This window comes from Alphaproteobacteria bacterium (assembly GCA_037200005.1).
GTDB lineage: Bacteria > Pseudomonadota > Alphaproteobacteria > UBA9219 > RFNS01 > JBBCGY01.
The window spans coordinates 298486-309630 of sequence record JBBCGY010000001.1 but is presented as its reverse complement, the minus strand read 5'-3'; the positions used below and the strand labels follow the sequence as shown (position 1 = coordinate 309630).

Here is an 11145-nt window from a genome sequence, read left to right as displayed (position 1 = left end):
ATAACGAAGGAACAGCATCATTATGAATAAGTACGCGATATTACAGCCGGCGGCTCAGGTGGATTCGATTTTCGATATCATGGCCATGGCCATGCCGTCTTTCGAAGGGCTTGGCAAATATGCAAGCCGCAAGCCGCCGCCGGCCTTTTTATTCTCGCCTAAAGCCGTAAGGCCCGCGCCGATGCCCTCGCGCCGCCGCGCTCCGTCATTAAGCCTTTAATTCAAAAGATATTTCAGCACCGCATTGAGCCTGATCGCGCCGTCCGTCGTCGCGGCCAGAGCATCCTCGTCAAGCCGCAGCATATTTTCATGCTGCAGCTTGCGCAGCTTTTCCGCTGCAAGAAATTCCGTGACGTCGCCGCCGAATTTCTTGCGCCATGAATCGCGCGCGATGCCGGATTTCAACCGCAGCCCCATCATCAGCGCCTCCTGCCGCGCCGCGCCGTCATCCACCGCCGTCAAAGCCTGCACGCCATGGCCTTCCGCCGCCACCTGCGCCGCCCATGGCTCCGGGCTTTTGCGCCCCACGCTGGCATAGCGCAAGCCGTCCGCCGCCTTATAGCGCCCATGCGCGCCAGGACCGACGCCGATGAAATCGTCATACCGCCAATAGGTCAGATTGTGCCGCGATTCCTGCCCCGCCGCCGCATGATTGGAAATCTCATAGGCGGGCATTCCGGCATCCTCCATGATCGCCTGCGTCATCGTGAACATTTCGGCGGCGATATCGGGCGCGGCGGCAAGCTGCTCGCCGCGCGCGGCGCGGGTATGAAAGGCGGTGTTCTCCTCGATGGTCAATTGATAGAGCGACATATGGCCGCGAATATAAGGCAGCGCGGCCCTCAATTCCTGCTCCCATTCGTCGAGGCTTTGCCCAGCGCGGGCATAGATCAAATCGAAGCTGAAGCGCGGGAAATATTTCGCGGCGATATCGACGGCGGCGAGCGCCTGTCCCCGGTCATGCTGGCGGCCGAGAAATTTCAGCGCCGCATCGTCCAATGACTGAATGCCGAGCGAAAGCCGGTTGACGCCCGCTTCTGCAAGCGCGGCGAAGTTCCCCGCCTCGACCGAAGTCGGATTGGCCTCCAGCGTGATTTCAATATCTTCGGCGAAATTCCAATGCGTGCCCGCGCGCTCGATCAATGCCGCGACCGTCTTCGGCTCCATCAAGGACGGCGTGCCGCCGCCGAAAAATATCGAGGTCACCCGCCGCTCCGGCAACAGCGCGGCATAATGATCCAGCTCGCGCAGCAAAGCGCCGCGCCAGCCATCCTGATCGATCGACTCCCGCACATGGGAATTGAAATCGCAATACGGGCATTTGCTCAGGCAGAACGGCCAGTGGATATAAAGCGCCAGATTTTCCATGGGGCGGACCCCATCACTAGGGGGCATGAGCGGCGGGTTTCGTGCTCTGCCTGGGATTGGCCGGAGGCAAAGGCGCGGGAAGCGGTTTTTCGTCGCCAGCGATTTCATCGACCGAGCGCTTGATGCTCTTGGTCACGTCATCTTTGAGAACCGGACAAAGCGGCTCATGGATATGCCGCAGCAGCGCCCAATTGACGAAGCGGTTATAGCCCGACGCGATTTTGGGAATCCTTCTGCCCTCTACCGGCACGCAATAATCCCCCTGCACATACTCGATGCAGCCCTTGGGATTGAAAAACAGCGTCGCCGCGACAGCGAATGCCGCGCTCACCAAATTGCTCTGTCTCATAAGGCTAACCCGCCGTGAGCGAGCGCACGGCGCTGCTGATCCATCGTCCGGCTTTTTCCGGCCATGACGGCGGCCTGACCAGTTGGCACATATGTAAGGCCGGATTCTCGCCCGGCTGCCGGGCGACGATCACCCGGCCCGCCGCCTCCATCTCCGCCAAGGCGGCTTCCACCCGCTGACGCGGCATGTCCATGTGACCAACGATGGCAGCGACGCATTGCTGCCCTTCGCGCCACAGCGTGCCCAAAAGCTTTTTCGCGTCGGTGTCGAGTTCCGGCGGAAAATCAAGCGCCATAACCGAACCGGGGCGGCGTTCGACGGTGAGATATTTGTTCATGGTTTCTGCCCTTCCCGATTAGCCGCGAAGCTTTTCCAGTACGCCGTCCAGTTGATCCAGATCCTTATAGGCGATCGTCACGCTGCCGCTGCCGTCGCGGTTGGCGGCGAGCTTGATCTTGAGGCCGAGCGCCAGCGTCAGTTCCTTTTCCAGCGCCAGAATATCCGCGCCGCGCGCGGCGGGAATTTTCGCGGCGGATTTCGCGGTTCTGTTTTGGGCGTCCGGATGGCGCACCAGGGCTTCGGCGTCGCGCACGTTCAATTTCTCGGCGACGATGAAGCGCGCCAGCGCCGCCGGATCGGCGGCGACCGCCACCGCGCGCGCATGACCGATGGTCAGCTCGCCGCTGTTCAGCATCGCTTTGACCTCGTCGGGCAAGCCGAGGAGCCGCATCATATTGGCGACATGGCTGCGGCTCTTGCCGACGATTTTCGCCAGCTCTTCCTGCTTATGCCTGAATTCCTCGATCAGGCGGCGATAGCCTTCGGCTTCTTCGAGCGGCGAAAGGTCCTGCCGCTGGATATTCTCGATCAGCGCGATTTCCATCGCCTGCATGTCGGCAAGCTCGCGCACCACGACCGGCACGTCATGGACGCCCGCCATCTGCGCCGCGCGCCAGCGCCGCTCGCCAGCGATGATCTCATAGCGTTCGCCGCCTATTGAGCGCACCAATAAGGGCTGCAGCACGCCATGCTCGCGGATCGATCCCGCAAGCTCCTTCAGCGCGGTTTCATCGAAATGCCGGCGCGGCTGGAACTTGCCCGGCTGCAACGAAGCCACGGAAAGCTTCTTCTGCCCCTGCTCCGGCGCTTTCGGCTGCGCCGCCTGCGGCTGATAGCTTGAGTCGGAATCTCCGAACAGCGCCGACAGCCCGCGTCCCAGCGGCGCGGGTTTTTGCGGAATGGCCTGCCGCGAAGCGGCGGATTTATTGAAGTCGGACATGCATATTACTCCAAATAATACGAACTGGTGGTGAAAGCTTGATGCCCTTCTCCCCTTGGGGAGAGGAAGCGAAAACTTGGGCTTACATTCTTATGTAAGCCCTTAGTTTTCGCAGGTGAGGGGGCTTGCGTCATTTTAAGAATCGTCTCCACGATACCTTCTAGATTTCCCTTCACGTCCACGTCGGAAAATCTCACTACACGCCAGCCAAGGGCTGTAAGAACTATATCGCGTTTTGCATCATAGGCCACTCTGCTATCATGCGGCCATCCATCGATCTCGATGACCAGCCGATGTCGGACGCAGGCAAAATCGGCAATGTAATGCGCAATCGGATGTTGGCGTCGAAACTTCAAACCCGTCGCATCACATTGCTTGCGCAGGGCATTCCACAAAATTCTTTCGGCCATGGGGTCGTCACGCCGGAGATGCCGCGCACGTGCAATTTGCAACGCGGGTGCTTTTTCTTTTTTCATGGAGGTCGTCACAATCAAACCCCCTCACCTGCAAAAACTAAGGGCTTGCGAAGACGCAAGCCCAAGTTTTTGCTTCCTCTCCCCAGAGGGGAGAAGGGTTCCCGAACCACCCTTCTTCTCAAATTTGACATTTCTTCTCATGCCGCCGCCTGCATGGCGCCGATTTCTTTTTCCCGCTGCAGGACTTCGCTGGCGAGATACATATAAGCGCGGCTGCCCGTGCATTTGATGTCATAGAGCAGTACCGGCTTGCCATAAGACGGCGCTTCGGAAATCTTGATATTGCGCGGGATCACGGTGCGGTAAACCTTGTCGCCGAAATGAGCGCGCACGTCGGTCGCGACCGCCTCGCTGAGCGCGTTGCGCCGGTCGAACATCGTCAGCAGCAGCCCGTGCACGTCGAGCGCCGGATTGAAGCGGGCGCGCACCGCCTCGATGGTCTGCATCAGGCTGCTGACGCCTTCGAGCGCGTAGAACTCGACCTGCATCGGCACCAGCACGGCATCCGCCGCGACCAGGGCATTCAATGTCAGCAAATTGAGCGAAGGCGGGCAGTCGATCAGCATATAGTCGAAATTCTTGGCGCTGCGGTTCAGCGCCTCGCGCAGCCGGTTCTCGCGACGCGGCTCGTTGACCAGCTGGATTTCCGCGCCCGCAAGGTCGGCGGAGGATGCGACCACCGACAAATTGGGGATCATCGTCGGCATCGCGACATCTTCGACGGTCAGTTCGTCGAACAGGATTTCATAGCCGCCGCGCAGCCTTTCCGCGCGCGGAATGCCAAAGCCGGTGGAGGCGTTGCCCTGCGGGTCGAGATCGACCACCAGAACCCTCATCCCGACGGCGGCAAGCGCCGTGGCCAGATTGACCGTTGTCGTAGTCTTGCCGACGCCGCCCTTTTGGTTGACGATCGCGAAGACCCGGCAATGCTGGGGGCGGAAATCGGCGCCGTCTTCGGCATTATCGGCGGCGGGAAGTACGGTCATGAGAAACCTCGCGTCTATGCAGCAAATTATTGAGAATCAATATCTTGCCAGAATCGCTGGTGCGACTCATGACTGTTTCAGCGTCAAAATGCCAAGCTTGCCGGGCCTTTGTCAACTCTTCCCCGGCTTGGACGCCTTTTAGCAATAAAATAACCGTATGGCGCTGGCGGAAGTGACGGCATAGCGGCAGCAGGTCCGTCAGCGGCGCGACCGCCCTGGCGGTCATGACATCGGCGCGAAGTCCCAACGCCGAATCAGCGCGGGCCGCATGAACGGTCACGGGAATTTTCAGTTCTTCGGCAACGGCGGTCAGAAATTTTGCCTTCTTCTGAGTTGCCTCTATCAGATGAACGCCTTGCATGCCCAGTAAAGCCAGAACCATTCCCGGAAATCCAGCGCCGGAACCGATATCGACGATGGTCTTGGCGTCTTTGGGAATATGCGCCAGCAATTGCGCGCTATCATAAAAATGGCGATTCCATATATGCGGCAAGGTGCTCGGCGCGATGAGATTGATGCGCTCCTGCCATTCCGCCAGCATGGCGGCATAGCGGTCGAACTGCGCCAATGTTTCATGTGAAACATCAAAGGCGCGGATAAATTCTTCGCGTTCGGATTCTATGGTCACGCCGCGCTGTCCTCGCGGCGTTTGACATAGCGCAGAAGCGCCACGACCGCCGCCGGAGTCATGCCGGGAATGCGCGCCGCCGCGCCGAGCGTGGCGGGCCGCGTCTGGCGCAGCTTCTGCCGCACTTCCGCCGACAGGCCGCCAATGGCATCGACGTCAAGCTCAGGCGGCAGCAGCAGGTTCTCGTCTTTGCGGAAAGCGCGGATATCCGAATCCTGCCGCTCCATATACCCGGCATAGCGCCCGTCAATCTCGATTTGCTCGACGATCTCCGGCGCGAGATTTTTTAGTTCCGGCCATACCGCGCCAAGCGCCTCAAGGCTGATGTCCGGATAGGAAAGAAGTTCAAGGACGCTGCGCCGCGCGCCGTCCTGATTGACCCGCATCCCATGCCGCGCCAGCTCGTTCGGGGTAGCCTTGAGACTGGCGGCAAGCGCCCGCGTCCGGTCAAGCTCCGCCATCTTGGCCGTGAAATGCGCGGCGCGTTCCTGGCCGATGCATCCCAGCGCCATGCCGATTCCAGTCAGGCGCTGGTCGGCATTGTCGGCCCGCAGACTGAGACGGTATTCGGCCCGCGAGGTGAACATGCGATAGGGTTCGGTCGTGCCGCGCGTGATCAAATCATCGATCAAAACGCCGATATAGGCCTGGGTCCGGTCGAGCGTGAAAGCCTTGCTGCCCGCGGCTTTCATGGCGGCGTTCAGTCCGGCCATCAGCCCTTGCGCGGCGGCCTCTTCATAGCCCGTGGTGCCGTTGATTTGCCCGGCGAGAAACAGGCCGGGAATCTTGCGGGTTTCCAGCGTCGGCCCCAATTCACGCGGATCGACATAGTCATATTCGATGGCATAGCCGTGCCGGAGAATGACCGTCTTTTCCAGGCCGGGGATCGAGCGGATATAGGCGTCCTGCACGTCGCGGGGCAGCGAGGTCGACGTGCCGTTGGGATAGACCGTATGATCGTCGATCCCCTCGGGCTCCAGAAAAATCTGATGGCGCTCCTTGTCGGCAAAGCGCGTCACCTTATCCTCGATGGAGGGGCAATAGCGCGGCCCCGTCCCCTCGATCTGGCCGGAATACATGGCAGAGCGATGAAGATTATCACGGATAATCCGGTGCGTCTCTGCCGTCGTATAGGTAATGCCGCAGGCGATCTGCGGGGTAGAGATACGCTTGGTCAGCGTGGAAAACGGCACCGGCGGATCATCGCCCGGCTGCATGTCCAGCGCCGCCCAGTCTATCGTGCGGCCATCCAAACGCGGCGGCGTGCCGGTTTTCAGGCGGCCCATGGCGAATTTCAGGCGCTTCAAGGTTTCGGCAAGCCCGACCGATGGCGGTTCGCCGAAGCGCCCAGCCGGGGTCTTTTCGTCGCCGATATGAATCAGCCCGCGCAAGAAGGTGCCGGTCGTGATGACGACGGATTTGGCCTTATAATGATGGCCGTCCGCCGCGATAATCCCGCTTACATGACCGTTGTCGTCTAGGATCAAATCCTCGGCCGCGATGGGTAAAATGGTCAAATTCGGCTGCGCGGCAAGCGCTTCCTGCATCGCGTTGCGGTAAAGTTTGCGATCGGCTTGGGCGCGTGGCCCGCGCACGGCGGCGCCCTTGCTGCGGTTCAGCAGCCGAAACTGAATGCCGGCCTTGTCAGCGACCCGGCCCATGACTCCGTCAAGCGCGTCGATCTCCCGCACCAGATGTCCCTTGCCGAGACCGCCGATAGCAGGATTGCACGACATTTCCCCGATGGTCTCGACCTTATGGGTCGCCAGCAAGGTCCTGGCCCCCAGCCGCGCCGCAGCCGCGGCCGCTTCGCAGCCCGCATGGCCGCCGCCGACCACAATGACCTCAAAATGAAGGGCTGAATTGGACATGGCAGCAGATATAAGGACTTTAGGTCACACAGGCAAAAACTTTCTGAGAAACTTAAGGAAAATGATGGCAATATATTGATAAATAACGATAAATATTTTTTGCTTTTCAGACCATGTTAATATTGTCGCCACGATCCCATGTTAGCATAGGAAGGGTGAAATAAGGCGTTTCATATGAAACACAAGCAATAACAATGCCTTAGAGGAGGATCGTTCCATAGGAAAGGCGATGAACGGGGAATTTCACATTACCGATCTGCGCGCCCGCCTGATGGCGGCAAAAGACCGGCTGGCGGTGGAGCGGCTCAGTATTTTCGCTTTATACCCGCTTGAGGATGAATATAACCGCGAGGAATACGCCTTCGCTTATATCCGCGCCGAGCGCCTCGGCATCAAAACCATCCAGCGCCGCATGGCGGAAATAAGCTGGCTTCCCGCCAAACTCGACACCAGCACCGATCTGACCGCCGATACCCGCGACCGGCTGGCCCACTGGGTCAAGCATGGCGAGAATATCAAGCCCGACGCCGCCGTCTTCGGCAATGAATTCCTGCATTGTCTGGCGCGGTGCATGCTTCATCACGGCCCCGACAGCGCCGAATTCAAGGGCCTGGCCGACCGGATCGCGCTGCTGTTCCGGGATTTGTCGTATCTGATCGCCTCAATCCATTGCTGCTCGATGTTCAAGGAGCTTGGCCTCGAGCATGTCCGGCTCACCGCGCCGAATGATCTCGGCAAAATCGCGTTCGACCTGACCATCACGCTCGAAACCATCGCCATGATGCATGGCGGCGAGGCGGGCGAGGTTAATCAGAATACACCCCAGGCGGCACCCGCCCATCACGAGCCGCCGCCCTATCTGCGGCTGGTCGAGCCGGAACGGGCCGACCGTCCGGTTTAAGAATTCCGAACTCTAATTTTTCCATCGCCCGGCAGCGAAGCGGCTTGCGCATCTTTTCGGATTTGTGTAATCGCGAATATATGGACCTGAATAATCTTCCTTCTAAAAGACATCATCGCGGCCCGATGTATCGGGAGCGCCTTGACGCCGCGCAGCAAGCGGAACAGGACGCGACCACGGCGCTCTATGAAGCTTTCACGAGCCGCATCGCCGCGCCGGGCAGCAATCTCGAAGCCAACCTGAAACTTTCCGAACTGCAACGGCAATATGAGGACGCCCGGAAGGCGGCGGCAACGCATCGTCTCACGCAGGAACAGCAAGAGCGCGAGCGCGCGGAAAAAGTCCGGCAAATCCCCGCCGCGATCGCCGAGCATTGGGGCGGCGTGGGCGCGCTCGACTACTGGACGAACATGAAGACCGCCATCGCCGACACCGAGACCGGCAGCGTCTATATCGAAGAGAAAAGCCTCACTTTCGTCTATGGCGCGACGCAAGACGAACAGGCCATCCGCGCCGGCGTGCTTCACGCCAAAAAGTTTTGGGGCGGCGCGATGGTGATGAATCCGGATTCGGACGATGACTTCAAGCGCCGCATGTGGGAAGCCGCCAAAGCCGAGGGCGTGAAAGTGCTGGGCTATCAGCCGCTTCAGGGCGGCATCGGGCCCGGATCGCCGAAGAAAAGCAAGACCAAGCTTCGTTCCAAAGACATGGCCAGCGACCTGGAGCGTATCGAGCGCCAGCTAAAACGAGTGAGCCGGGAATTAAAGCGCCTGCGCGAAGCGAGCCGCGAAACCGCGCCCGCCAGGCCAAAAAAAACCAAACAGCCGCACAGCATCCAGCTCGCGTCGCCGTGATCTTCCGGCATGGCCGCATTTGACCGTTCGCCGCTTTTCTGCTATACATGTATAGCAAAAGGAGATGCCGCCATGCTTGCCATCAGATTGCCCGCCGAGATCGAAAAGCGCCTTGCCGCGCTGGCCGCCAGGACGGGCCGCACCAAAACTTTTTACGCGCGCGAAGCCATCTTGCAGCATATCGAGGATTTGGAAGACGCCTATCTGGCGCAGAAAAGGCTGAAGAAGCCCGGACGCCGCTGGACGATGGCCGAGATCAAGAAGGGCGCCGACCTTGTGGACGGTTGAGTGGGACGAATCCGCCCGCAAGGAATTCCGCAAGCTCGATCATACGGCGCAGCAGCGCATCATCAAATATCTCGAAGAGCGAATCGCCTCGCGCGAAAGCCCGCGCCGATTTGGGGAAGGGTTGACGGCTGACAAGGCCGGGCTGTGGCGTTATCGCGTCGGCGATTATCGGATTGTCTGCAAGATTGAAGACCGCAGGCTGATCGTGCTGGTGCTGCGAATCGGTCACCGGCGGGAAGTGTATGAGTAATCGATTTGATCGCAATTGCCGAATCGGATATAATGACCGCACGCTCCTAATGCGGAGCGCAGAAAGAGGTGTCTTTTGACCCACTTTTTGGAATCCCCAACTTCGTGCCATATGCTGTAACGAGCAAATGGAGGTTTAGCCTAAGGGAGAAACGAAGGAAGAATCAAAATGGGCCATTCAAGCGAAGAGCGGACAAGCTACATGACGAGCATGGAATAATACCTCTTCGTAGAAACCCGGTCTAAGTGCGTTACCATTTAGGTCTGCAGTAGCAGATAAGATTTGGTGGAAGCGGCTAAACCGCCTTCGGACTGAAAGACCCCTTAAATAGGGCAAATCTACAGGATGAATGTTAATCGAAGGCTTCCGCCACCTTCATTTTTTCTGGATCCCGGCCTTCGCCGGGATAAGGGTTTCGTAAATTCGCCGCGCTTGCAGCGCAGCTCATTAACGAAGCCCTTACTTCCCCACGCAAAAATCCCGGAAAATCACGTCGAGCAAATCTTCGGTGTCGACGCTGCCGGTGATTCGGCCCAGGGCGCGCATGGCGAGGCGGACGTCTTCGGCGGTCAGCGCCGTCTCGCGTTTCTCCTGAAGCCCGGCCAGCGCGCGGTCGAGATGCGCCGCGCATTCCTCCAGCGCCGTCCGATGGCGCAGGCGGGTCAGCGCGGGCTGGCCGGTATCGGCGAGTTCAGCCGCGACGCGGGCGGTCAGCGCCTCGATCAAAGCTTCGATGCCGAAATTGGTTTTGAGGGAAATAATAAAAGGAGTGGTCATGCCCGCGAAAGCAGGCATCCCGTTTACTTTTTCATCGAAGGATATCAAACGGGATTCCCGCTCGCCGCGATGCGGCGTCGGGAATGACGCCTCTTTTGCATTCTCCATGAAAATCAAATCCTGCTTATTGACCACCATCATCGCCCGGTCGTCGAGCAGCGCCAGCGTCATCGGGTCGAGATCGGGCAGCGACGCGCCGTCGAAAACCAAAAGCTTGAGATCGGCCAGTCCGGCGCGCGCGGCGGCCCTGCGAATGCCCTCGCTTTCGATGGCATCTTCGGATTCGCGCAAGCCCGCGGTATCGGCGACGATGACCGGATAGCCGCCGAGATCGAGCTGCAGCTCGATCACGTCGCGCGTGGTGCCCGCCACGGCGGAGACGATCGCCGCGTCGCGCCGGGCCAGCGCGTTGAGCAGGCTCGATTTGCCAGCATTAGGTGGACCGAGAATCGCGATGTGATAACCGTCGCGCAGCCGCTCGCCGCGCCGGTTGTCGGCGAGATGGGCGGCGAGTTCGGCGCGAAGGCCGCTGAGTTCCAGAACGCGCGCGGCGGCAAGACCGGGCGGCAAATCTTCGTCGGCGAAATCGATATCGGCCTCGATATGGGCAAGCGCGCGCAGCAGCCGGGCGCGCCAATCCTCGTAAAGGCGCGACAGCGCCCCGTCCGCCTGGCGCAGCGCCTGGCGCAGCTGCGCCTCGGTTTCGGCGTTGATGAGGTCGATGACCGCTTCGGCTTCGGTGAGATCGAACTTGCCGTTCTCGAAGCCGCGCCGGGTGAACTCGCCAGGCTCCGCGAGGCGCAGGCCCGGCATCGAGGCGAGGGCGGCGGCCATGCCGCTGACGATGGCGCGGCCGCCATGAAGATGAAGCTCGGCGACATCTTCGCCGGTAAAGCTATGCGGCGCCGGAAACCATAGCGCGAGGCCGCGATCCAGAAGCGCGCCGCCTGGATGATGGAATTCGCGCAAGGCGGCGCGGCGCGGCTCGGGCAGGTCGCGGCCCGTCAGCTGCCGGAGCGCCTCGCCCGCCAGCGGGCCGGATATTCGCATGACCGCGACGCCGGCGCGTCCCGGGGCGCTCGCGAGGGCGAAGATGGTATCGGCAAGAAAAGCCATGC

14 protein-coding genes are annotated in these 11145 nt (G+C 60.2%); 5 read left to right on the top strand and 9 right to left on the bottom strand.

Going from position 1 to position 11145, the window contains the following annotated elements; genetic code table 11:
- Positions 1-22: 22 nt before the first annotated feature.
- The gene (locus tag WDO70_01590; GenBank protein MEJ0061918.1) at positions 23-220 is read left to right on the top strand and encodes a hypothetical protein; all 198 of its coding nucleotides are present in this window, start codon (positions 23-25) and stop codon (positions 218-220) included.
- Here WDO70_01590 and hemW read toward each other — a convergent pair.
- The 8 genes from hemW to mnmG form a co-directional block, all read right to left on the bottom strand.
- Positions 217-1368: a radical SAM family heme chaperone HemW gene (hemW, locus tag WDO70_01585; GenBank protein MEJ0061917.1), complete on the bottom strand. Its 1152-nt coding sequence runs from the start codon at positions 1366-1368 to the stop codon at positions 217-219. The genes WDO70_01590 and hemW overlap by 4 nt on opposite strands.
- A 16-nt stretch (positions 1369-1384) precedes the next feature.
- Positions 1385-1699: a hypothetical protein gene (locus WDO70_01580; protein MEJ0061916.1), complete on the bottom strand. Its 315-nt coding sequence runs from the start codon at positions 1697-1699 to the stop codon at positions 1385-1387.
- Positions 1700-1721: 22 nt separating this feature from the next.
- Positions 1722-2054 carry a hypothetical protein gene (locus tag WDO70_01575; GenBank protein ID MEJ0061915.1) on the bottom strand — a complete coding sequence of 111 codons (333 nt, stop codon included), beginning with the start codon at positions 2052-2054 and terminating at the stop codon, positions 1722-1724.
- A gap of 18 nt (positions 2055-2072) precedes the next feature.
- Positions 2073-2996, bottom strand: a complete 924-nt coding sequence (locus WDO70_01570; GenBank protein ID MEJ0061914.1) for a ParB/RepB/Spo0J family partition protein — start codon at positions 2994-2996, stop codon at positions 2073-2075.
- Positions 2997-3001: 5 nt separating this feature from the next.
- The gene (locus WDO70_01565) at positions 3002-3472 is read right to left on the bottom strand and encodes a DUF559 domain-containing protein (protein ID MEJ0061913.1); all 471 of its coding nucleotides are present in this window, start codon (positions 3470-3472) and stop codon (positions 3002-3004) included.
- Between the two features lie 137 nt (positions 3473-3609).
- A complete protein-coding gene (locus WDO70_01560; GenBank protein ID MEJ0061912.1) occupies positions 3610-4458 on the bottom strand; it encodes a ParA family protein in 849 nt (282 codons plus the stop codon).
- The gene (gene rsmG / locus WDO70_01555; GenBank protein ID MEJ0061911.1) at positions 4433-5086 is read right to left on the bottom strand and encodes a 16S rRNA (guanine(527)-N(7))-methyltransferase RsmG; all 654 of its coding nucleotides are present in this window, start codon (positions 5084-5086) and stop codon (positions 4433-4435) included. The genes WDO70_01560 and rsmG overlap by 26 nt, the downstream gene beginning before the upstream one ends.
- On the bottom strand, positions 5083-6957 hold the full coding sequence (gene mnmG, locus WDO70_01550) for a tRNA uridine-5-carboxymethylaminomethyl(34) synthesis enzyme MnmG (GenBank protein ID MEJ0061910.1): 1875 nt from the start codon (positions 6955-6957) through the stop codon (positions 5083-5085). The genes rsmG and mnmG overlap by 4 nt, the downstream gene beginning before the upstream one ends.
- Before the next feature lie 229 nt (positions 6958-7186).
- Between mnmG and WDO70_01545 the strand changes: the two genes are divergently transcribed.
- The 4 genes from WDO70_01545 (at position 7187) to WDO70_01530 (ending at position 9250) form a co-directional block, all read left to right on the top strand.
- The gene (locus WDO70_01545) at positions 7187-7858 is read left to right on the top strand and encodes a hypothetical protein (protein MEJ0061909.1); all 672 of its coding nucleotides are present in this window, start codon (positions 7187-7189) and stop codon (positions 7856-7858) included.
- A gap of 80 nt (positions 7859-7938) precedes the next feature.
- A complete protein-coding gene (locus WDO70_01540) occupies positions 7939-8712 on the top strand; it encodes a hypothetical protein (GenBank protein MEJ0061908.1) in 774 nt (257 codons plus the stop codon).
- Positions 8713-8784: 72 nt separating this feature from the next.
- On the top strand, positions 8785-9000 hold the full coding sequence (locus WDO70_01535; GenBank protein MEJ0061907.1) for a TraY domain-containing protein: 216 nt from the start codon (positions 8785-8787) through the stop codon (positions 8998-9000).
- Entirely contained in the window at positions 8987-9250 is a 264-nt protein-coding gene (locus WDO70_01530; protein MEJ0061906.1) for a type II toxin-antitoxin system RelE/ParE family toxin, read from the top strand. Before WDO70_01535 ends, WDO70_01530 begins: the two co-directional genes overlap by 14 nt.
- A gap of 459 nt (positions 9251-9709) precedes the next feature.
- On the opposite strand, the gene mnmE is transcribed toward WDO70_01530, so the two are convergent.
- Positions 9710-11143, bottom strand: a complete 1434-nt coding sequence (mnmE, locus tag WDO70_01525) for a tRNA uridine-5-carboxymethylaminomethyl(34) synthesis GTPase MnmE (protein ID MEJ0061905.1) — start codon at positions 11141-11143, stop codon at positions 9710-9712.
- Positions 11144-11145 lie beyond the last annotated feature (2 nt).

Coding starts and splice junctions, on each gene's coding strand:
- WDO70_01590 (MEJ0061918.1), top strand. CDS start 23: ATGAATAAGTACGCGATATTACAGCCGGCGGCTCAGGTGGATTCGATT.
- hemW (MEJ0061917.1), bottom strand. CDS start 1,368: ATGGAAAATCTGGCGCTTTATATCCACTGGCCGTTCTGCCTGAGCAAA.
- WDO70_01575 (MEJ0061915.1), bottom strand. CDS start 2,054: ATGAACAAATATCTCACCGTCGAACGCCGCCCCGGTTCGGTTATGGCG.
- WDO70_01570 (MEJ0061914.1), bottom strand. CDS start 2,996: ATGTCCGACTTCAATAAATCCGCCGCTTCGCGGCAGGCCATTCCGCAA.
- WDO70_01565 (MEJ0061913.1), bottom strand. CDS start 3,472: ATGAAAAAAGAAAAAGCACCCGCGTTGCAAATTGCACGTGCGCGGCAT.
- WDO70_01560 (MEJ0061912.1), bottom strand. CDS start 4,458: ATGACCGTACTTCCCGCCGCCGATAATGCCGAAGACGGCGCCGATTTC.
- mnmG (MEJ0061910.1), bottom strand. CDS start 6,957: ATGTCCAATTCAGCCCTTCATTTTGAGGTCATTGTGGTCGGCGGCGGC.
- WDO70_01545 (MEJ0061909.1), top strand. CDS start 7,187: ATGAACGGGGAATTTCACATTACCGATCTGCGCGCCCGCCTGATGGCG.
- WDO70_01540 (MEJ0061908.1), top strand. CDS start 7,939: ATGGACCTGAATAATCTTCCTTCTAAAAGACATCATCGCGGCCCGATG.
- WDO70_01535 (MEJ0061907.1), top strand. CDS start 8,785: ATGCTTGCCATCAGATTGCCCGCCGAGATCGAAAAGCGCCTTGCCGCG.
- mnmE (MEJ0061905.1), bottom strand. CDS start 11,143: ATGGCTTTTCTTGCCGATACCATCTTCGCCCTCGCGAGCGCCCCGGGA.